This is a genomic window from Salinirussus salinus, assembly GCF_009831455.1.
GTDB classification, from domain to species: Archaea; Halobacteriota; Halobacteria; order Halobacteriales; family Haloarculaceae; genus Salinirussus; species Salinirussus salinus.
This window is the reverse complement of record NZ_WOWO01000002.1, coordinates 662,714-681,932: the sequence shown is the minus strand read 5'-3', so window position 1 is coordinate 681,932 and position 19,219 is coordinate 662,714. Positions and strand designations below refer to the sequence as shown.

Here is a 19,219-nt window from a genome sequence, read left to right as displayed (position 1 = left end):
TTACGGAGTCCGTACCGCCGAGCACGCCGTTTCCGGGCGGCTGGCCGGTCACGCGCCGGGCTCCTCGCCTGCCCCGAGAAGCAACCCCAGGTAGGAGGTCCGGATCCCCGCTTTCGGGTCCAGCCCGAGTCGCTCCAGCAGCGCCGTCGCACCCTCCCGGGCGGCCTCGACCCCGGCCTCCCCGGGGACCTCGGTCTCGACCTCGACGAACTCCCCGAGGCCGTCGACGGCGTCGAGCGTGACGGTGTAGCCCTCGGCCCGGTAGCGCTCGCGCTCCTTTTCGACCGTGGCGGCCGGCTCGAACCCCAGCCCGTCGAGGACCGCTCGCATCGCGTCCGCGTCCGCGACGGCGGTCTCGGCCTCCTCGCGGGTCTTGGACTCGCGCTCGACCAGCGGGCCCTTGTAGGTGAGTCGCGTCTCGGTCCCGTCGTCCCGGTCTCGCCGCTCGCCGCTCCCGCCGGCCACAGCGGTCTCCTCGCGGACCCGCAGCGCCTCGTCGGTCTCTGCGAAATCGCGGTGGGGGGCGTCGTAGTAGGTGTCGACCTGGCGGACCCGTCCGACGCGGGTCGCCCCGAGCGCGTCGAGCCGGTCGCGGACGGCACCGTGGTCGGCACGGACCTTCAGTTCGACCTCGTACATGACCGGGCGGAGGGGGCGGAGCGGCTAAACACCGGTGGTCGACCCCGGCTTGCCGAGGGGAGGCGCGGCCCGAAGCGGTGTCCTTAAGAGTGCAACGACTGACCGGGAAGTATGAGCGACGACCCCGAGTCCGAGGAGGCCGAGGCGGCCGAGGAACCGGACGAGACACCCGAGGACGCCGACGCGGAAGTAGAGAGCGACGAGGCCGAGGACACCGAGGAGGCCGAACCCGAGGGGCTCCAGCACGGCGACTTCATCAGGCTCGACTACACCGCCCGGACCGTCGAGGACGGCCGGCTGGTCGACACCACCGACGCCGAGGTCGCCGAGGAGGCGGAGGTCGAGGCCGACCAGGAGTTCGGCCCGCGGACGATCGTGCTCGGCGAGGGCCACATCTTCGACTCCGTCGAGGCCGACATCGTCGGCAAGGAGGTCGGCGAGGCCGGCGAGGTCGTCGTCCCCGCCAGCGAGGCCTTCGGCGAGTACGACGACGAGGAGGTCCGGACGGTCAGCAAGGACAAGATCCCCGAGGACGACCGCTACCCCGGCGCGCAGGTCCAGGTCGACGGCCAGCAGGGCTTCGTCGAGACGATCATCGGCGGCCGTGCGCGCGTCGACTTCAACCACCCGCTGGCCGGCGAGGACATCGAGTACGAGTACGAGGTCGTCGGGGAAGTCGAGGACCGCGAGGCCAAGGCCCAGGGGCTCATCGAGATGCTGCTGGACATGGAGCTCGAGGTCTGGTTCCAGACCGACACCGTCGAGGAAGAGCAGATCGTCGAGCCCGACGAGGAGGAGGCCGACGCGGAGGACGAGGAAGGCGAAGGCGGCGACGAGGACGAGGGCGGCCCCGAGTACGAGACCGTCGAGGTCGAGAAGGAGACGCTGTACATCGAGGCCACCCCGCAGCTGACGATGAACCAGCAGTGGATGATGGGCAAACAACAGATCGCCCAGCAGCTCACCCAGTTACTCGAGGTCGACCGGATCATCGTCCAGGAGGAGCTTGGCGGCGGCATGGGCATGCCCGGCATGATGGGTGGCATGGGCGGCATGGGCGGCGGTGGCGGCGACCTCGAGGAAGCCCTCGAGGAGGCCGACATCGACGCCGACGAGCTGGCCGACGAACTGTAACGGCGGCCGCTATCTCCTCCGGCCGCGCTCACCGTCCGTCCACGGAAACCATCGACACCCGCCGGTCCGAGTAGCGAACCGTGACGGGCTCGCCGACGGCGAGGTCGACGGTCTCCGGGGCGTTGTCCCGCGTCAGGACGGCGTCGGAGGCGTGGGTAGACTCGACGACCTCGAACTCGACGGCGGCCCCGGCGGACAGGCCGACCTGGTCGGGCACGTCGGCGGGAGCGTGGACGTTGTTGAACGCGAGCCCCAGCCCGTCGGTGAAGGTCCCGCCGGTGACCGACCGGTAGTAGCCGGTCGAGCCGAAGGGGGTCGCGACGAGTACCCCGTCGCCGACGACGCGCTCGAACACCTCCCGCCCTCCATCGCGGACCCTGACGGCGAAGACGGCGGCCATCAGGGGGGAGCCGTGGTGGAGACTCACCTCGTTGAGCGCGCCGAAGGAACCACGCAGTTCCTCGCCGTCGCGGTAGGCTGCGAGCTTGCGGTGCTCGGTCGTGGTGTACGCGCCGGCCTCGATGGCCCCGACGGCCTCGACCAGCCGGTCGTCGTCGAGTTCGGTCCGCAGCCCGGCCGAGCCGGCGGTCCGCACCGGCAACAGTGTCGGCTCCCTGAACGTCCGCGCGGCGTAGAGGATCGTCCCGTCCCCGCCGAGGGTGACGACGACCGACTCGGGGTCGTACTCCTCGACGACCTCGAATCCCGCACCCTCGAGTGTTTCGACCGCGGTCTCGCGGCGGCGGTCGTCGTTCGAGATGACGTGATAGCGCACGTGGGGGGTCGTCACGGCTCGGATTTACTGTTTGCGGGCCCGGCAGCGGGGCGATGGCGACCAGCGGGTACCTTTTTCAACCCGTGTGGGGTATAGCTCGATACCCTGCGATGAGTGGACCGGAAGCGACCGGGGAAGACCCGGCGCTGGCCCGCGCGCTGGAGGCGACGATGGACGGCGTGGCGGTTCTCGAGGAAGGAATCTACCAGTACGTCAACCGACCCCACGCGGAGCTGTACGGCTACGAGGACCCGGCGGACCTGGTCGGCCGAAGCTGGCATGGGCTGTACGAAGACGCCGAACGGGAGCGCCTCGAGTCCGATGTCCTCCCGCAGGTCCGGGAGACCGGAAGCTGGCGCGGGGAAGCCGTGGGCCGCCGACGGGACGGGTCGACGTTCCACCAGGAGCTCTCGCTGACCCGGACCGAGGGGGACAGACTGGTCTGTACGGTTCGGGATATCACCGACCGCAAGCGTCGCCGGGACTCTCTGGAGCTGTACGAGACGATCCTGACGAACATTCACGACGGGGTCTACACGCTCGACCCGGACGGGCAGATCACGTGGGTCAACGAGGTGGCGGTCCGGAAGTTCGACATCGGGTACAGCCGCGAGGAGCTTGTCGGCGCTCCCGTCACGATGCTGCTGGACGAGGAGGACATCGAGACCAGCCTGGGGCTGATCGAGGACCTCGTCGCGAACGACCCGGAGGGGAGCCGGCGCTGCGAGGTCGAGATCCGGACTGCCTACGGCGACACTATCCCCTGTGACCTCCATCTCGCCTTGCTCCCCGGCGAGGACGGCGAGTTCGCCGGCACGCTCGGGGTCATCCGCGACATCACCGACCGGAAACGGCGCGAGCAGCGCCTCTCCGTGCTCAACCGCGTGCTCCGGCACAACCTCCGCAACGACCTCAACGTCGTGCTCATGCGCCTGGAGGGGCTCGTCGAGGAGTACGGGATCGACGACTCCAGGGTGGACGTGGTCCGCGAGAAAGGCCGCCGCCTCGTCGAGTTCGGGGACACCGCCCGGGCGCTCGACCGGCGTCTCGAACAGCTCGAGGGGGACGCGACGACCCGGAACGTGACAGGCCTCGTCCGCCAGCAGTGCGAGGCGGTCAGGGAGACTTACCCCGGCGCGACGGTAGAGTTCGACGCGCCGGGGAACTGCCCGGCCCGGGCAGACGAGATGGTCGACCTCGCCGTCGAGAACCTGCTCGAAAACGCCGTGGCACACGGAGGGGGTGACGACGCCGACGGGGCGACCGACCCCGAGGACCGAACAGTGACGGTCAGCGTCGAGCCGGATGGACGAGAGACGGTGGTCCGCATCGCCGACGACGGCCCCGGGATCCCGGACGCGGAGCTGGAGGCGCTGTCGGGCCAGGAGCGCGCCCTCCGTCACACGAGCGGGCTCGGGCTCTGGGTGGCGAAGTGGTGTGTCGAGTGGAACGACGGGCAGTTGACCATCGACAGCCCCGAGCAGGGCGGGACCGTGGTCACGGTCCGGCTCCCGTCGGCTCAGACCAGAATGTGAGCGGCCAGGTCCTCGCGGATGATGGTGTCGCAGTACTCACAGCGGACGCCGTCGTCGGTGACGGCGAACTTCGACTCGACGGGCTCGTCCTCGGTGGAGATGCAGTTGTGGTTGGGACACTGGAGCACGCCGGTGACGCTGTCCGGGCGGTGGACGACGTGTTTCTCGACGACGTCGTAGTCGCGGATGATGTTGATCGTGGCGTCGGGGGCGATAAGCGAGAGGACGTCGAGCTCGCTCTGTGAGAGTTCCCGACCCTCGACCTTGACGACGTCCTTCCGGCCCAGCCGCTCGGAGGGGACGTTCATCCCGATCGAGACCACCTCCCCCGCAGTGCCGTCGATACCCAGGATGGCGAGTACGTTCAGCGCCTGGCCGCCGGCGATGTGGTCGATAACGGTGCCGTTCTCGATCTTGCTGACGCGGAGCTGTTTGTCGTTTCCCATGGTCAGTCTAGCATCAGGTCGAGCAGGGCCATCCGCACCGGCACGCCGTTGTGAGCCTGCTGGAAGTACCGGGCGTGGTCGGTCTCGTCGATCTCGTGGTCGATCTCGTCGACCCGCGGAAGCGGGTGCATGACCCGGAGGTCCTCGCGGGCGTCCGCGAGCGTGTCGGTGTCGATCTGGTACTCCCCGGCGACCTGCCGGTACTCGGACTCGTCGGGGAACCGCTCGCGCTGGATCCGGGTGACGTACAGGACGTCCAGGCTCGGCAGGATCCCCTCGAGGTCGGTGTGCTCTTTCACCCCCGACCCGGCCTCGTGGAGGTCGTAGCGGACGTTCCGGGGGAGTTTGAGGCTCTCGGGACTGATGAAGTGCTGGCGGGTGTCGAAGTTGGTCAGGGCGTAGGCCAGCGAGTGGACCGTCCGGCCGTACTTCAGGTCGCCCATGATCCCGATAGTCAGGTCGTCCAGCCCCGCCGACTCGCGGATGGTGTACAGGTCCAGCAGGGTCTGGGTGGGGTGCTGGCCGGCCCCGTCGCCGGCGTTTATCAGGGGCACGTCGACGAACTCGCTTGCCATCTTGGCCGACCCCTCGCTGGGGTGGCGCATCACGAGCGCGTCGGCGTAGCCCTCGACGACCCGGACGGTGTCGGCGAGGCTCTCGCCTTTCTTGACGCTCGAGGAGCCGACCGGACCCATGTCCACGATGTCCCCGCCCAGCCGCTTCATCGCGGCGGCGAAACTCATCTTCGTGCGCGTGCTGGGCTCGAAGAACATCAGCCCGAGCAGCGCCCCCTCGTGGCGGTCGGCCGCCGCCCCCGGGTCGGCGGCGACCTCGCCCGCGCGGTCGAGGACGGCCTCGATGTCCGCCCGGGAGAGCCCCTTCGCGCTGATGAGGTGGTTGTGGTCCATCGCCCTGAATCCCGGTTCGGACGCTCTTGAATCCCCCGGAGTTTTACCCGGGATGGGGCAGCCACCGACCCCATGCTCGCCGTCGCCGGAGGCAAGGGTGGCTGTGGGAAGACGACGACCGCCGTCGGGCTCGCCCGGGCGCTCGCAGGCCGCGGTGTGTCGCCGCTGGTCGTCGGGGCCGACCCGGAAGTTCCCGACCTCCGGCGGCTGGTCGGCCTCCCTCCGGAGCCGTCGACGGACGCGCTCCGCGGAGGCGACCTCGACCGGGTCGTCCACCGGCCGACCGACCTGCCCGGCGTCGCCGTCGTCCCGGCGGGCCGTCCTGACCGGCCCGGGGCCGCACTCGCCCGTGCCCGGCGCTGGCCGGGACCGGTGCTGGTCGACTGCCCGCCAGGCTGCGGCGGGTACGCGGCCGCGCCGCTGCGTGCGTGTGACCGGGCGCTGGTGGTGACGACAGACCGGCCACAGAGCGTCGAGGACGCGCGGAAGACGGTCCGGCTCGTCCGCGGGGTGGGAGCGACCCCGTCGGGGGCGGCGGTCCGACTCGCCGGCGACGACGGCGTCGCGGATGTCTCTGGCGGGGAATTCCCGCCGGTGCTGACCAGGGTCCCCGAGGCGTCGTCCCCGCTTGCGGACCCGCGGACCCGCGCGGCGTACGCGCGCCTCGCCGACGCGCTGTTCCCGCGAGCCCGATAGCTCCGGCGCGCGCCGGCTGCCAGGCCGGGGTCGGTCCGGCCGGCCGACCGGAGCGTGTCAGCCGTGTGGCTGCCGGACGGCTGCCGCGCGGCTGACGCCGGCGCGCTCGTGGGGGAGACGGACGGCCGGTTTCGTGTCGAGATCGCCCGCCGGCGGCCGTGAGAGGCGGAATCTTTAACAGACGGCCTGGACTAGAGACCGACAGTATGGCCAGCCGGCTGCGGACGGGTATCGACGTGCTCGACCGGAAGCTCGGCGGGGGGCTGCCGGCCGGGAGCGTGGTCGCGCTGGCGGCCGAACCCGCCAGCCAGGCCGAGCTGTTCCTCTACGAACTCACCGCCACCCGCGGGACCCTGTGGCTGTCGCTGAACCGGACGGCCTCGGCGGTCTCGGACAGCATCGAGAACACGCCCGCCAGAACCGGCGACCCGACGGTCCGGTACGTCTCCGGGGAGGCCCCGCTGGACAACGCCGGCAAGCTCGTGAGCGCACTCCCCCAGAGTTCGAATCTCATCATCGACCCGCTCGACGTGCTGGAGAAACAGGAGCCCCACTCCCGGTTTCGCTCCTTCATGAACGACCTCCAGAACCACTGTTTCAACACCAACAGCCTCGCAGTCCTCCACTGTCTGGAGGGGCGGTCGGTTCCGCCGGCACGGGACACGACCGAGCACTTCGCGGACGTGGTGTTCAGGCTGCAGACGAGCACCGCGAGCGACGAGGTCGAAAACAGGCTGGCGGTCCCGAAGTTCCGGGGCGGCCGGGCGCCGGCAGACGTCATCAAACTCGACCTCGTCGAGGAGGTCGCGATCGACACCAGCCGGGACATCGCCTGAGCGCTCGCGGGGATCCCGGGACGGAGAGGCGGTTTCTCGCAGCCAGCGAGTCGACCCGAACTACTATTACGGGGTCCCACGTCTGTTTACGTGATGTCACGCAAATTGGCAGTCCTTGCAGTCGCCCTCGTGGCGCTCGCCCTCGTCTACAAGCTGGTCATTCAGGACTGACTGGAGAGGGGGAGTCAGGCGTACCGCACTCGAACCGCTTACCTTTCTCGGTCCCCGCGACCGTGTATGTACGGCGTCGTCACCCGCAACGAGCAGGAACTCTCCTGGCCCGAGTTCGACCGCGGATTCTACGAGATGAAAGACGTCACCGGCCGGGCGACCGAGCCGGTCGACGGCGCGGTCAACATGATATCCGCCTTCGGGGACAACGCCGCCGCCGAGGGCGACCCCAGCATCGTCGCCCGGAACGAGGCGGGCGAGCCCGCGACCCGGGAGCAACCCTACTTCGACTGGGACTACATCTGCCCGACCTACGAGCCCTACCGTGAGGGAGTTCTCGAGATGGTTGCAAGCGCAGCCGAGGCCCACGAAGATGTCCGCCTGGATGACGTGGGGTTCCCGCGGGAGGGCTACTGCCGGTGTGAGCGCTGCGAGGAACGGTTCGCCGACAGCCCCCACGACGACCGGGAAGTCTGGCGCGAGGCCGTCATCGAGGAGTTCGTCGCCGAGGCGCGCGAGCTGGTCCCCGGCGACCTCTATCTCACGCTGTACCCGGACCCCTATCCGGGCCACCTGGAGTCGCGCAGCGGCATCGACCCGGACGCGCTCGCGGCTCACGTCGACGAGTTCGTCGTCCCGCTGTACGACACGGCCTACGGGACGACCTACTGGCTGGAGACCATCGCCAGCGGGTTCGTCGACCGGCTCGAGACCCCGTTCAGCATCGAACTCTACGCCGTCAACGTCGACGTCGACGACCTGATCCACGCGACCGAAGTGGCGGGGGAGTACGGCGAGGCGGTGCTGTACGGCTACGACGCGAGCAACGCGCGGGCGGCGCTGCGGCGGATGCGGGCCGACGAGCGCGAGGGCGAGTCACACCCCTGACCCGCTCGTGGCCACCGGGTCCGCGTTCCGTGGGCCTGCCGCACCCGTCCGGGGCCCCGGACCACAGACGGCTCGACCGCCCTCCCGGGGCGGATCAGTCCCTTTTTGATGGCCGGTCGTCTACCGCGGGGTATGACATTCGAGGAGGACGACGAGGTCATCCTGCACGACGAGCACAGCGACCACGACGGCCAGGCCGGCACCGTCACCGACGTCATCGAGAACATGTTCGGCGACCAGACGTACAACGTCAGCTTCGAGGACGGCACCGAACAGGGCGTGCCCGAGGACGCCCTGGAGGCCGCTGACGGCGACCCGGACGACGAGGAGTAGGGGATGGCCAGCGTCCCGTTTCACTACGTCGACCTCCGCGCCTTCTGCTACGTGACGGAGGACGAGAAACGGGTCGCGTCGGCGCTGGAGACCTTCCTGCCCGAGGACGTCGAACTCGACCGCGCGGAGTCGGAGGGCCACCACGGCGACCGCATCCTGGTCCTCTCGGCCCGCGTCGAGAACGCCGACGGGATGCGGACGGTTCTGGAGAACCTCGAGGACCTGCCCGACGAGGACCGCCGCCGGCTCGAGGCGGAACTCGACGAGCGGGTCAACGAGAACTGTGCCTTTTTCCTGACCTTCGACAAGCAGGCGGCCTTCAACGGCGAGGTGCGCTTCGGCGACGGGATCACCTTCCGGGCGAAGGTCGAAGCTTACCCGGCAAACCGGGAGGCAGCGGTCGAGAACACCCGGGAGTACCTGGAGGCGGTCTGATGTACGAGGCGGTCCACGCCCACCCCGACGGCGAGGCGACCGTCGCCCGGCTGGCGATGACCGCCAGCGAATACGGCTACGAGGGGGTCGTCGTCAGGAACCACGGCGACAGTCCCGCATCCTACGACCCCGACGCGGTCGCGGAGACCTACGGCGTGGACGTGGTGCCCGGCGTCGAGGTCCGGGCGGCGGACCCCTCGCGGGCCAGCGGCTTCGTCGGCAACCACCGCGACCGGCACACGGTAGTGGCCGTCCACGGCGGCGACCCCGCGATCAACCGCTTCGCGGTCGAACAGCCCGCGGTCGACGTGCTGGCCCACCCGACCCGCGAGGGGGAGTTCGACCACGTGCTCGCCCGGAAGGCCGCCGAGAACGGCGTCCGCGTGGAACTGTCCCTGCGCCCGCTGGTGACCGAGCGGGGCGGCAGCCGCGTGCGGGCCATCGAGCGGCTCCGCCGGCTGGCCGACATCCTCGAGCAGTACGACACGCCATTCGTGGCCAGCGTCGACCCGCGCAGCCACCTCGACCTGCGGAGCCCCAGAGACCTGGCTGCCCTGGCCGAAACCGCCGGACTCGACGCGGCGACCGTCCGGGAGGGGCTGGCCGAGTGGGGTCGGCTGGCAGCGCGCAACCGCGAGCGCGCCTCCGACCGGTTTCTCGAGCCCGGCGTCTACCGCGAGGAGTGAATCGGCCGGCGGCCTCGCTGGCGCGGGGTTACAGTGGGGGAAGGGGAACTATTTAGCCGGCCGGAGAACAAGGCGGGAGAGAGATGGCCTCGGAGCGCGGCGACGCAGCCAACTTCACGCGACTGGGTACGCTCGGCATCGAGGAGGAGTTCTACGTCGTCGACGGCGACGGCCGACCCACCTCGGGGACGGACACGCTCGTCTACGAGTCCGACCCGCCGGAGATCCTCGACGGCCGGCTCGACCACGAGCTGTTCAAGTGCGTCATCGAGACCCAGACCCCGACGATCGACGACCTGGGCGGGGCCCGCGAGCAACTGCTCGCCGTCCGGGACGCACTCGTCGACCACGCCCGCGAGCACGGCTACGGGGTCGCGGCAGCGGGGCTGCACCCCCTCGCGAAGTGGCGCGAGCTGGAACACGCCGAAAAGCCCCGCTACCGCTCGCAACTGGACCGGATCCAGTACCCCCAGCACCGCAACACGACGGCCGGGCTGCACGTTCACGTCGGGGTCGACGACGCCGACAAGGCCGTCTGGGTGGCAAACCAGGCCCGCTGGCACCTCCCGGTGATGCTCGCGCTGTCGGTCAACTCGCCGTACTGGTGTGGGGTCGACACGGGGCTGCAGTCGGCCCGCGCGACCGTCTTCGAGAACCTCCCCAACACGGGGATGCCGACGGCCTTCGACTCCTACGAGGAGTTCGACCGGCTGGAGCGGACGATGCTTTCGACCGACTCCGTCCGGGACCGCGGCGAGCTGTGGTACGACGTGCGTCCCCACTCCGGGCTGGGGACCGTCGAGGTGCGCGCGCCGGACGGCCAGGCCGACCCGGAGCGGGTGATGGCACTCGTCGAGTACGCCCACGCCCTGGTCCTCGACCTCTGTGAGCGCTACGAGGACGGCGAGACCGGCCGGACCTACCGCCGGGAACTGCTCGACGAGAACAAGTGGCGGGCCATCCGCCACGGCCGGGAGACCGCGCTGCTTGACAAGGACATGGCGACGGTCGTCGACCTCGGCGACCTGGTCGCCCGCGAGGCCGACCGGCTCGACGTGCCGGCACTGCTGGAGTACTACGAGGCCGAGAGCGGAGCCGCCCGCCAGCGCCGGCTGCGCGAGCAGGAGGGAGAGGACGCGCTGTGTGAAGCACTCCGCCTGGAGCGCGGGGGCTGATATTCCCCGGGGAATCCCGGGCGAAGGGGGGCGGCCAAGGATTTTTCACAGCCAGTCGCTTTCTCCCGGGTACCGACCCATGTCTCAAGACGACACGTCCGACGGGAAGCGACGGGAGGGGGTCGACACGACCGGCGGTGACGTCCGCGACCGCATCGAGCGGGGGGCCGACCGGGCGGCCGAGCAGTTCGACGAGGGGGTCGTCGAGCTGCTGTCGTGGGTGCTCGACACGGAGACGCGGGCCCGGATCTACGTCACCCTGCGCACACATCCGGACAGCACCAGCGAGGAGGTGGCCGAGGAGACGGGTCTGTATCCGAGCACCGTCCGCGAGGCCCTCGCGGGGCTCCACGAGGACGGGCTGGTCGACCGCCGGAAACGCGAGAGCGACGGGGCGGGCAACAACCCCTACGAGTACGCCGCGATCGCACCGAGCGAGCTCGTCAGCGAGGTCGTCGAGGACGTTCAGGACCAGCTCAACGCGGTCTTCAATCTCGACCAGTATCTCGACGAGAACGACGAAGAGGAGGATACGCCGGTGACGATCACCGTCGAGCGCGGCGACGACTGACCGTCGGCGGGGGACCGGTCGCCCGGGGCTTCCGGGGGACGCTCCCACGACACAAGTCGACACAACTAACAGGAGAGGTGTCGTGGCTGGGGGTATGAAGGTCGCGCTGGGTGGGACGTTCGACCCGATACACGACGGTCACCGGAAGCTGTTCGACCGCGCGTTCGAACTCGGTGACGTGACGGTAGGGCTGACCAGCGACGAACTCGCGGGACAGACCCGCGACGAGGCCCGTCCTGTCCGCCCCTTCGAGGACCGCCTGGAGGTCTTGAAGACAGAACTGGCCGACTTCGCCGCCGAATACGGCCGCGAGTACGAGGTCCGGAAGCTCACCGAGCCCACCGGGATCGCGACCGAACCGCAGTTCGACGTCCTGATCGTCTCCCCCGAGACCGAGGCCGGCGGCCGGCGGATCAACGAACTCCGCCAGGAGAACGGCGACGACCCCCTCGACATCGAGGTCGTCGACCACGTCGAGGCCGAGGACGGCGACATCATCTCCTCGACGCGGATCGTCCGCGGGGAGATCGACGAACACGGCAACGTCACCCCCGGGCGCGACGGCCGCCAGGTGGAGGCCGGCCACGACGACTGACCGCAGTCCGACCCGCGACCGCTCCCATCCTCCCAGTTCGTCCCGTCTACCAGTCCGGTGCGTCCAGCCCCGCAGCCTCCAGCATCCCCTTCCAGTGGTTCTGGACCGACAGCCGGGAGACGCCCACCGCCTCCGCGACCGCGGACTGGGAGCGCTGATCGCCGGCGGCGAGGGCGCCGACATACAGCGCCGCGGCCAGCCGCGCGGGCTTCGAGCGGTCGCTCTCGGGGACCGAGGAGAGGAAGACGTCGGCAGCCCGCGAGCGGGCGTCAGAGCCCAGCTCCAGCCGGTCGGCCGCCGTCTCCAGGTCGGCCAGCCAGTCGGCGTTTTCCCGCTCGTCGCTCGCTCGGTACATCCCGGACACACGTACGCCCGTCAGGAATAATAAGCCCGGTGTCCCCGACGGTGCCAAGCGTAGCGGTTTTTTCGATGGGGCGTGCAGAGTGGAGTGCGCGCGGGTAGCCGAGCCAGGCCAAAGGCGCAGCGCTTAGGACGCTGTCTTGTAGAAGTCCGGGAGTTCAAATCTCCCCCCGCGCATACCGGCTCGAACGGACGTGAGAGTCGCTTCCGCGCACATTCTCTCTGGTCTCGCGCGGAGAGTCAGTCGTTCGCGAGCGCGAGCCAGTCGTCCATCCCGACACCGAAGGCGTAGGGCTCGAATGCCTCGGGGTCGACGGTCGCAATCTCTTCGGCCGAGAGCGCGATGTCGGTCTCGGCGCAGGTCGCGCCCCGGACCGACTCGACCGGGAGCGACCCGAGCGGGTCGTGGGCGGTCGACCCCAGCGAGAGGTCGGCACTCCCTCGCTCGGCGCTCGTCTGCTCGCTCTCTAGGGTCACGGCCACCAGCGCGGGGTCGCCGTGGAACCCCTCGCCGCTGGCTGCCGGCAGGTACTTGTAGTGGAAGACGGTCGTCTCGCCGGACCGGGGCTCCTGTGACTCGGTCAGCCTGGCGTCGATGTCGACCAGCCGCTCGCCGCGCCGACGTACCGTGCCGCGGGCGCCCTCGTCCGCCCGGTCGAGTGTCACCTCGGCCCGCTTTTTGGGCTCGCCGAGGGTCTCCCGTCCCCAGCGCACGGCCGCGTCGGTCGACATCGGCATCGAGAGGCAGTACGCACCCTCGCGGTCGCCGTGTCTGGCACGGACGTACAGCCCGCCGCCGTCGAACGGGCCGACGCAGTTCGACCGGCCCACGCTGACCACCTCGGCGCGGGCGAGTGGCCGGTCGGCCGGCTCGAGTCCCGGCGGGAGCACCCGCTCGACTGCGTCCGGGTCCGTCCGGAAGCCCACCGTGAGCGTCGTCGCGTCCAGGAACTTCGGTCGGCTGACCGCGTCGCGGACGGCCGCAGCCTCCTCTTCGGGTCGGACAAAATCCATGGTGGCCCGTTCGTGGCCCGGTGACAAACACCTTGCCTCCGTGGTGGAGGGTGGCCGCCGACACGACGGCGGGGGACCCGGGGCGACCACCGGCGCGGCGAGGGGCGAGCCCCGCGGCGGCTACTCGTCGACGAACTCGACGCCGGTGACCTCGAAGCGGGCGCCCCCCGACGGACTCTCCGTGACCTCGACCTCCCAGCCGTGGGCCTCGGCGATCCGCTCGACGATGCTGAGCCCGAACCCGGTCCCCTCCTGGCTCGTCGTGTAGCCGGCGTCGAAGACGTCCTCGCGCTCCGCTTCGGGGATCCCGGGGCCGTCGTCCTCGACGTAGAACCCGCCCTCTGACTCGCCGGCCGTGACGGTCACGTCTTCGCCGGCGTGTTCGACCGAGTTACGGAAGAGGTTCTCGAGGAGCTGTCCAAGCCGGTCCCCGTCAGCGTCCACCGCGGGCGAGCCGGTCAGGTCGACGACCAGTTCGGCCCCGTCGGCGGCCGCCATCTCCCACGCCGACCCGACCGCCTCCCGGAGGTCGACAGTCCCGGTCGTGCCGATGTCTTTCCCCTCGCGGGCGAGCCAGAGTACGTCCTCGATGATCCGGCCCATCCGCTCGAGGGCTTCTCTCGCCGGCTCGGCGTGCTCGCTGTCACACTCCTCGGCGAGCAGTTCCAGGCGGCCCTGGGCCACGTTCAGCGGGTTCCGGAGGTCGTGGCTGACGACGCTCGCGAACTCCTCGAGACGCTCGTTTTGCCTGCTGAGTTCCCGTTCGCGCTCCTTGCGTTCGGTGGTTTCACGGCTGATCGCGATGAAGCGGTCGTCGCCGTTCAGTTCGAGCCGCCTGATGTGGACCTCGACGGGGAAGGTGGAGCCGTCGCGCCGGCGGTAGACCCCCTCTAGGCGTTCGCGGTCGCCGTGGTCCATCCCCGCCCAGAAGTCCCGTGCCGCATCGCGGTCGAGTGTCTGGTCGAGTTCCCAGACTTTCATCCCGGCGAGTTCCTCCCGGTCGTAGCCCGTCTTCTCGACGAGCCGCGGGTTCGGGTCGATGATGTTCCCTTCCGTGTCGTGGACGTTGATCATGTCCGGGGACTGCTCGAACAGAGCCTCGAGCCGCGAGGTCGTCTCGCGGAGCCGCCGCTCCCGGTCTCTCCGCTCGGTGATCTCGCGGTAGACCCACAGGTGACCCTCACCCTCCGGGAGTTCGATCGGCTCGTGGCTGCGCGCGAAGGTCCGGCCGTCCCGGAGGTGGAGCTCCTCGCCCCGGACGGACTCGCGGGTGTCGACCAGCCGGTCGATGCGCGCGACGAACTCCTCCGGGTCCGCGAACACGTCGCTGACTTCCCGGGCCAGCCGCTCACAGTCCGCTCCGACCGTCTCCGCTGGCGACCCCGCTATGCCGAACAGCTCGAGCAGGCGCTCGTTGACCGCCAGCACGTTCCGGGACCCGTCTTCGGCGAGGACGCCCACCGGGAGCGTCTCCACAAGCGTCGAGAGCAGCGCGTTCGTCCGCTCGAGGTCCTGCTCGCGCTCCTTGCGCTCGGTGATGACGCGGTTGTTCGTCACGACCCCCTCTATCGCCTCGTTCCCGAGCTGGTTTTTGCCGTGGACCTCGAGCCAGACCCAGTCGCCGTCGGCCGTCCGGAACCGGCACTCGACGGTGGTCGTCGCGCCCGGGTCCGAGAGGAGGTCCTCGAAGTGCGCGAGGAGTTCCTCCACGTCGTCGGGGTGGATGAAGTCGAAGCCGTTCTCGCCGACCAGTTCCTCCTGTCCGTATCCGAGCAACCGGGTGACTGCGGGGCTCTGGTACTTGATCGTGCCGTCGTCGTCGAGCACGGTGATGATGTCGGTCGACTCCTCGAGGTAGGCTTCGTACCGGCGCAGCTCCTGCTCGCGTCGCCTGCGTTCGGTGATGTCCGTGATGAACCCCTCCAGTACCGGTTCATCCTCCAGTTCGGCGTCGACCAGCCGGCCCCGCTCCCACATCCACTTCGTCTCCCCCTCTTCGGTCCGGATCCGGTAGGTCACCTCGAAGGGGCGGTCCTCTTCGAGGAAGCCCTGTACAGTGTCCCAGATCCGCTCGCGGTCGTCCGGGTGGAGCACGTCGCCTCCCCAGCTGACCGCTCCGCTCTCGACCGCCTCCGCGGTGTACCCCGTGAGCTCCTCGCACTCGCCTCTGACGACCTCCATGGGCCAGCCGGGCTCGTTGCGGGCCCGGTAGGCGATCCCCGGGAGGTTGCTGATCAGCGTCTCCAGCCGCCGTGACTGCTCCCGCCGCTCGGTGATGTCCCGGGTGAACCCGACGACCCGTACGACGTCGCCGTCCTCGAACACCGGTTCGCCTTTCACCCAGACGGCCCCCTGCTCGCCGCCGCCGCGCAGGATCCGGTACTCGATGTCGATCGACTCCCCATCGGAGAGGCGATCCATAGCTGCACTGACAAACTCGCGGTCGTCGGGGTGGACGCCGTTCAGGAAGTCCTTCGGGTCTTCCCTGATGGCCGACTCCGGCCGCTCCCACACCTCCTCGTAGCCCGAGATGAAAAGCAGCTCCTCCCAGTCCCGGTCGAACATCCACAGGCAGTCCGTCGTGCTCTCGGAGAGTTCCTCCAGCCGCCTGCGGGTCCGCTCGGCCTCCTGCTCGGCGCGGTACTGCTCGACGCTGTTGGCGACCCGGTTGGCCAGGACGGCGTACTGGTCGGTCCCGGTCTCCTTCTGCATGTAGTCGGTCACGCCTGCCGAGACGGCCTCGCTCGCGACCTCCTCGCTCCCCTTCCCGGTGTAGAGAATGAAGGGGAGGTCGGGGTCGGTCTCGCGGACGGCCTCGAGGAAGTCGATCCCGTCCTGTCCCGGCATCTCGTAGTCGGAGACGACGCAATCGACCTCGTGGGCCTCCAGGACCGCCAGCCCGTCGGCGGCGCTGGTCGCGCTCCGGACCGTGATCCGGTCGTCCTCGCGTTCGAGGAAGGTGGCGGCCACGTCTACCAGTCCCGGGTCGTCGTCGACGTGGAGAACCCGGATCGCCTCACCCCGCTCGCTCATACGCCAGAACCGGTCCCGAGCTACAAGTAAGTGACCGCCGTCTCGCCGGCTCGCCTCTACCTTTTTGGTCGGCCCCTGTGAACGCCCGGCATGGTCGAGCGACTCGACGCGTACCACTTCCACGAGCAGGAGTGGGACAGCTACGGCGAACTCCGGGAGGCCTTCGAGTGGGAGGTCCCCGACCAGTTCAACATGGCCGACTACGTCTGCGAGCGGTGGGCCGAGGAGACACCCGAGGCGGTTGCCCTGTACGCCGAGGAGGCCGGCGGCCGCGAGCGGACGCTGACCTTCGGCGAGCTCGGCGAGTACACCGACCGGCTGGCGAACCACCTGGCCGCACAGGGCGTGGGCCGGGGCGACCGCGTCGGCGTCAACGTCGGCCAGAAGCCCGAGACGGTGCTGGCCCACGTCGCATGCTGGAAACTGGGGGCGGTCTCGATCCCCCTGAGTACCCTGTTCGGAGTCGACGGCCTCTCCTACCGGCTGGACGACGCGGACGCCGTCGCCTGCGTCGTCGACGCCGCGAACGCCGACACCCTCCGGTACGTCCGCGGTGACCTCGATGCTCTGGAGACGGTCCTCACCGTCGACGTCGCGGACCCCCACGAGGGCGAGACCGACCTCTGGGAGGCCATCGAGGGCGCCGCCGCCGGCCGGGAGGTCGCCGAGACCGACGCCGAGGACGACGGGCTGCTCATCTACACCTCCGGGACGACCGGCGACCCGAAGGGCGTCCGCCACGCACACCGGGTGCTTTTGGGCCATCTCCCGCTCTTTCTGACCACCTTCTGTAACCTCGAGATGACCGACGACGACGTCTACTGGACGCCCGCGGAGTGGGCGTGGATCGCCTCGCTGTTCGACGTGGTGATGCCCGGCCTCTTCTACGGCCAGCCGGTGCTCGCGTACGCCGGCGGTGAGTTCGACCCCCACGAAGCCTACCGCCTGCTGGAGGAGTACGAGGTGACCAACTTCTTCGCGCCGCCGACGGGGCTGCGGATGATGGCCCGGGTCGACCCGCCGGACCGGGACGTCTCATCGGTGCGGGTGGTCCCCAGCGGCGGCGAGTCGCTGGGACTGGACATCGTCAACTGGGCGAGCGAGGTCTTCGAGGGCGCGGCGGTACACGAGGGGTACGGCCAGACGGAGGCGAACATGCTGGTCGGTCACTGTACCGCGCTGGCGCAGTTCCGCGAGGGGAAGATGGGACTGGCGGGGCCGGGCCACGAGGTGGCGGTCGTCGACCCCGAGACCGCCGAGCCGACCGTCGACCCGGGCGAGGTCGGGGAGCTCGCCGTCCGCTACGAGGGCAACCCGGTCTGCTTCAAGGAGTATCTCGGCAAGCCCGAGAAGACCGCCGAAAAGGTCCGGAACGGCTGGCTGCTCACCGAGGACCTCGGCACCGTCGACGAGGACGGCTACTTCTCGTTCAAATCGCGCAAGGACGACGTCATCATCTCGGCGGGGTACCGGATCGGCCCCGAGGAGATCGAGGAACACCTGGCAGACCACGAGGCCGTCGCCGACGCCGGCGTCGTGGGGGTGCCCGACGAGGAACGCGGCGAGGTGCCCAAGGCGTTCGTCGTGGTGCAGGGCGAGCCCGACGACGCCCTCCGCGAGGAACTCCGGTCGCACGTCCGCAACCGGCTCGCGGCCTACGAGTACCCCCGCGAGATCGAGTTCGTCGACGAGCTGCCGAAGACGGCGACCGGCAAGGTCCGCCGGGAGGACCTGCGGGACTGAGCGTCCCACCCTGCACACGGCGGGTGCCGGAGGCCGCGCCCGCGAACCGCAAAGGGTGTGCCCCCCCGCCCTCAAAGCCGGCCCGATGAGTCGACGGGAGGACTTCCGTGCCGGACTCGCCGCGACGACGCCGGTGATGGTCGGCGTGGTCCCCTTCGGGCTGGTGGCGGGGGCCGCAGCGGTGGGTGCCGGGCTGTCGGTCCTGCAGGCCGCTGCGCTCTCGGTCGTGGTCTTCGCCGGCGCCTCCCAGCTGGCCATGATCGAGTTGCTGGGCGGGGACGGGGCGTTGCTGGTCGTCGTCGGGACCGCGCTGATCATCAACTCCCGGCTGGTGATGTACTCGGCGTCGCTGGCCCCTCACTTCGTGGAGGAGGACTCGCGGTGGCGCGGGCTGATGGCCTACGTCCTCACCGACCAGGCCTTCGCGCTGGCGGTGACCCGGTACGCCGAGGGGATGGAGGGTGTCACCCGCAGGCGGTGGTACTTCCTGGGGACGGCGGCGCCGCTGTGGGCGGTCTGGCAGGTCTGTACCGTCGTCGGCGCGGTCGCCGGCGCGCGGGTGCCGGCGTGGCTGCCGCTTCGCTTCGCCGTCCCGCTGACCTTCCTCGCGTTGCTCGTGCCCGCGGCGGCGAAAAACCGCGCCACCGCCACCGCGGCGGTGGTCGGGGGCGGGGTGGCGACCGCTGGGGTCGCGCTCCCCTTCAATCTCGGCCTGCTCGCGGGCGCGCTGGCTGGCGTCGCGGTCGGGACGGGCGTGGCCGTGTGGGCCGGGGTCGGCGCCCCGGCGGAGGTGCCGGAGTGACCGCACCCGACGCGACCGTCTGGGCCGCGGTCGCCCTCGCCGGCGTCGGAACCTACGCGCTGCGGGCCTCGTTTCTGTTCCTGTTCGAGTATCTCGGGACGGTCCCGGCCCGGGTCGAGACGGCGCTGGGGATGGTGCCCGCGGCGGTCCTCTCGGCGCTGGTGGTGCCCGCCATCCTCGCTCCCGACGGGACCGTCGTCGTGGCCGGGAACGGACGCCTCGTCGCCGGGGGTGCCGCGGCACTCGTCGCCTGGTACACCGAGAACATCCTCGCGACCATCGTCGTCGGTCTGGCCGTGCTGATGGGGCTCGGGTTCCTGTAGGACCCGCGTCGAGGAGGCCGAAGGTTGCGCGGACGATCCTTATAAACCCGCCGCGCATCCGCGGCAGCAGGCTCAGTCCCCGCCCCCGAGTAGATCCGGGCGATGACAGTCCACGTTCGCG

At 70.0% G+C, this 19,219-nt stretch carries 21 protein-coding genes and 1 tRNA gene; 15 read left to right on the top strand and 7 right to left on the bottom strand.

The window, feature by feature from the left end; all coding sequences use genetic code 11:
• Window positions 1-48: 48 nt before the first annotated feature.
• A complete protein-coding gene (gene cyaB, locus GN153_RS06660) occupies window positions 49-639 on the bottom strand; it encodes a class IV adenylate cyclase (protein WP_159901023.1) in 591 nt (196 codons plus the stop codon).
• A 111-nt stretch (window positions 640-750) separates the two neighbouring features.
• Between cyaB and GN153_RS06655 the strand changes: the two genes are divergently transcribed.
• On the top strand, window positions 751-1,773 hold the full coding sequence (locus tag GN153_RS06655; protein WP_159901021.1) for an FKBP-type peptidyl-prolyl cis-trans isomerase: 1,023 nt from the start codon (window positions 751-753) through the stop codon (window positions 1,771-1,773).
• Between the two features lie 28 nt (window positions 1,774-1,801).
• Here the strand turns inward: GN153_RS06655 and GN153_RS06650 are convergent, their stop codons facing one another.
• Window positions 1,802-2,563, bottom strand: coding sequence for an NAD(+)/NADH kinase (locus GN153_RS06650; RefSeq protein ID WP_201287817.1), 762 nt, complete (start codon window positions 2,561-2,563; stop codon window positions 1,802-1,804).
• A 95-nt stretch (window positions 2,564-2,658) separates the two neighbouring features.
• On the opposite strand from GN153_RS06650, the gene GN153_RS06645 reads away from it, so the two are divergent.
• Complete coding sequence (locus GN153_RS06645) at window positions 2,659-4,083, top strand: PAS domain-containing protein (protein WP_159901019.1); 1,425 nt, start codon at window positions 2,659-2,661, stop codon at window positions 4,081-4,083.
• Here GN153_RS06645 and pyrI read toward each other — a convergent pair.
• Complete coding sequence (pyrI, locus tag GN153_RS06640) at window positions 4,068-4,529, bottom strand: aspartate carbamoyltransferase regulatory subunit (RefSeq protein ID WP_159901017.1); 462 nt, start codon at window positions 4,527-4,529, stop codon at window positions 4,068-4,070. The two genes, GN153_RS06645 and pyrI, sit on opposite strands and share 16 nt — an antisense overlap.
• 2 nt (window positions 4,530-4,531) lie before the next feature.
• Entirely contained in the window at window positions 4,532-5,437 is a 906-nt protein-coding gene (gene pyrB / locus GN153_RS06635; RefSeq protein WP_159901015.1) for an aspartate carbamoyltransferase, read from the bottom strand.
• A gap of 72 nt (window positions 5,438-5,509) precedes the next feature.
• On the opposite strand from pyrB, the gene GN153_RS06630 reads away from it, so the two are divergent.
• The 9 genes from GN153_RS06630 to GN153_RS06590 all read left to right on the top strand — a co-directional run bounded on the left by GN153_RS06630 (window position 5,510) and on the right by GN153_RS06590 (window position 11,823).
• Entirely contained in the window at window positions 5,510-6,133 is a 624-nt protein-coding gene (locus tag GN153_RS06630; RefSeq protein ID WP_159901013.1) for a MinD/ParA family ATP-binding protein, read from the top strand.
• A 206-nt stretch (window positions 6,134-6,339) separates the two neighbouring features.
• Window positions 6,340-6,969, top strand: a complete 630-nt coding sequence (locus GN153_RS06625) for an RAD55 family ATPase (protein WP_159901011.1) — start codon at window positions 6,340-6,342, stop codon at window positions 6,967-6,969.
• 237 nt (window positions 6,970-7,206) lie between these two features.
• Window positions 7,207-8,028, top strand: coding sequence for a hypothetical protein (locus GN153_RS06620; protein WP_159901009.1), 822 nt, complete (start codon window positions 7,207-7,209; stop codon window positions 8,026-8,028).
• Between the two features lie 132 nt (window positions 8,029-8,160).
• Window positions 8,161-8,361, top strand: coding sequence for a DUF1918 domain-containing protein (locus GN153_RS06615; RefSeq protein WP_159901007.1), 201 nt, complete (start codon window positions 8,161-8,163; stop codon window positions 8,359-8,361).
• 3 nt (window positions 8,362-8,364) lie between these two features.
• Entirely contained in the window at window positions 8,365-8,796 is a 432-nt protein-coding gene (locus tag GN153_RS06610; RefSeq protein ID WP_159901005.1) for an RNA-binding protein, read from the top strand.
• Window positions 8,796-9,482, top strand: a complete 687-nt coding sequence (locus tag GN153_RS06605) for an RNase P subunit p30 family protein (RefSeq protein WP_159901003.1) — start codon at window positions 8,796-8,798, stop codon at window positions 9,480-9,482. The genes GN153_RS06610 and GN153_RS06605 overlap by 1 nt, the downstream gene beginning before the upstream one ends.
• Window positions 9,483-9,565: 83 nt before the next feature.
• Entirely contained in the window at window positions 9,566-10,657 is a 1,092-nt protein-coding gene (locus tag GN153_RS06600) for a glutamate--cysteine ligase (RefSeq protein ID WP_159901001.1), read from the top strand.
• 79 nt (window positions 10,658-10,736) lie between these two features.
• Window positions 10,737-11,228 (top strand): helix-turn-helix domain-containing protein, encoded by a 492-nt coding sequence (locus GN153_RS06595; RefSeq protein ID WP_159900999.1) that lies wholly within the window; start codon window positions 10,737-10,739, stop codon window positions 11,226-11,228.
• A 94-nt stretch (window positions 11,229-11,322) separates the two neighbouring features.
• The gene (locus GN153_RS06590; RefSeq protein ID WP_159900997.1) at window positions 11,323-11,823 is read left to right on the top strand and encodes a phosphopantetheine adenylyltransferase; all 501 of its coding nucleotides are present in this window, start codon (window positions 11,323-11,325) and stop codon (window positions 11,821-11,823) included.
• Between the two features lie 46 nt (window positions 11,824-11,869).
• On the opposite strand, the gene GN153_RS06585 is transcribed toward GN153_RS06590, so the two are convergent.
• On the bottom strand, window positions 11,870-12,178 hold the full coding sequence (locus GN153_RS06585) for a transcription initiation factor IIB family protein (protein ID WP_159900995.1): 309 nt from the start codon (window positions 12,176-12,178) through the stop codon (window positions 11,870-11,872).
• 97 nt (window positions 12,179-12,275) lie between these two features.
• Between GN153_RS06585 and GN153_RS06580 the strand changes: the two genes are divergently transcribed.
• Window positions 12,276-12,360: transfer RNA gene (locus tag GN153_RS06580), tRNA-Leu, on the top strand.
• Between the two features lie 63 nt (window positions 12,361-12,423).
• Here the strand turns inward: GN153_RS06580 and GN153_RS06575 are convergent.
• Entirely contained in the window at window positions 12,424-13,197 is a 774-nt protein-coding gene (locus GN153_RS06575) for an acetoacetate decarboxylase family protein (protein WP_159900993.1), read from the bottom strand.
• 120 nt (window positions 13,198-13,317) lie between these two features.
• Window positions 13,318-16,230 (bottom strand): PAS domain S-box protein, encoded by a 2,913-nt coding sequence (locus GN153_RS06570; protein ID WP_159900991.1) that lies wholly within the window; start codon window positions 16,228-16,230, stop codon window positions 13,318-13,320.
• A 90-nt stretch (window positions 16,231-16,320) separates the two neighbouring features.
• On the opposite strand from GN153_RS06570, the gene GN153_RS06565 reads away from it, so the two are divergent.
• The 3 genes from GN153_RS06565 to GN153_RS06555 all read left to right on the top strand — a co-directional run bounded on the left by GN153_RS06565 (window position 16,321) and on the right by GN153_RS06555 (window position 19,098).
• Window positions 16,321-17,973 (top strand): acyl-CoA synthetase, encoded by a 1,653-nt coding sequence (locus GN153_RS06565; protein WP_159900989.1) that lies wholly within the window; start codon window positions 16,321-16,323, stop codon window positions 17,971-17,973.
• 85 nt (window positions 17,974-18,058) lie between these two features.
• Complete coding sequence (locus tag GN153_RS06560) at window positions 18,059-18,775, top strand: AzlC family ABC transporter permease (protein ID WP_159900987.1); 717 nt, start codon at window positions 18,059-18,061, stop codon at window positions 18,773-18,775.
• Window positions 18,772-19,098 carry an AzlD domain-containing protein gene (locus GN153_RS06555; RefSeq protein ID WP_159900985.1) on the top strand — a complete coding sequence of 109 codons (327 nt, stop codon included), beginning with the start codon at window positions 18,772-18,774 and terminating at the stop codon, window positions 19,096-19,098. Before GN153_RS06560 ends, GN153_RS06555 begins: the two co-directional genes overlap by 4 nt.
• Window positions 19,099-19,219: the final 121 nt, after the last annotated feature.

Excerpts from the sequence above, each read along its gene's own strand:
- GN153_RS06570 (WP_159900991.1), bottom strand. The coding sequence starts at position 16,230 with ATGAGCGAGCGGGGTGAGGCGATCCGGGTTCTCCACGTCGACGACGAC.
- pyrB (WP_159901015.1), bottom strand. The coding sequence starts at position 5,437 with ATGGACCACAACCACCTCATCAGCGCGAAGGGGCTCTCCCGGGCGGAC.
- cyaB (WP_159901023.1), bottom strand. The coding sequence starts at position 639 with ATGTACGAGGTCGAACTGAAGGTCCGTGCCGACCACGGTGCCGTCCGC.
- GN153_RS06605 (WP_159901003.1), top strand. The coding sequence starts at position 8,796 with ATGTACGAGGCGGTCCACGCCCACCCCGACGGCGAGGCGACCGTCGCC.
- GN153_RS06630 (WP_159901013.1), top strand. The coding sequence starts at position 5,510 with ATGCTCGCCGTCGCCGGAGGCAAGGGTGGCTGTGGGAAGACGACGACC.
- GN153_RS06565 (WP_159900989.1), top strand. The coding sequence starts at position 16,321 with ATGGTCGAGCGACTCGACGCGTACCACTTCCACGAGCAGGAGTGGGAC.
- GN153_RS06590 (WP_159900997.1), top strand. The coding sequence starts at position 11,323 with ATGAAGGTCGCGCTGGGTGGGACGTTCGACCCGATACACGACGGTCAC.
- GN153_RS06615 (WP_159901007.1), top strand. The coding sequence starts at position 8,161 with ATGACATTCGAGGAGGACGACGAGGTCATCCTGCACGACGAGCACAGC.
- GN153_RS06610 (WP_159901005.1), top strand. The coding sequence starts at position 8,365 with ATGGCCAGCGTCCCGTTTCACTACGTCGACCTCCGCGCCTTCTGCTAC.
- GN153_RS06560 (WP_159900987.1), top strand. The coding sequence starts at position 18,059 with ATGAGTCGACGGGAGGACTTCCGTGCCGGACTCGCCGCGACGACGCCG.
- GN153_RS06645 (WP_159901019.1), top strand. The coding sequence starts at position 2,659 with ATGAGTGGACCGGAAGCGACCGGGGAAGACCCGGCGCTGGCCCGCGCG.
- pyrI (WP_159901017.1), bottom strand. The coding sequence starts at position 4,529 with ATGGGAAACGACAAACAGCTCCGCGTCAGCAAGATCGAGAACGGCACC.
- GN153_RS06595 (WP_159900999.1), top strand. The coding sequence starts at position 10,737 with ATGTCTCAAGACGACACGTCCGACGGGAAGCGACGGGAGGGGGTCGAC.
- GN153_RS06600 (WP_159901001.1), top strand. The coding sequence starts at position 9,566 with ATGGCCTCGGAGCGCGGCGACGCAGCCAACTTCACGCGACTGGGTACG.
- GN153_RS06625 (WP_159901011.1), top strand. The coding sequence starts at position 6,340 with ATGGCCAGCCGGCTGCGGACGGGTATCGACGTGCTCGACCGGAAGCTC.
- GN153_RS06575 (WP_159900993.1), bottom strand. The coding sequence starts at position 13,197 with ATGGATTTTGTCCGACCCGAAGAGGAGGCTGCGGCCGTCCGCGACGCG.
- GN153_RS06585 (WP_159900995.1), bottom strand. The coding sequence starts at position 12,178 with ATGTACCGAGCGAGCGACGAGCGGGAAAACGCCGACTGGCTGGCCGAC.
- GN153_RS06620 (WP_159901009.1), top strand. The coding sequence starts at position 7,207 with ATGTACGGCGTCGTCACCCGCAACGAGCAGGAACTCTCCTGGCCCGAG.
- GN153_RS06655 (WP_159901021.1), top strand. The coding sequence starts at position 751 with ATGAGCGACGACCCCGAGTCCGAGGAGGCCGAGGCGGCCGAGGAACCG.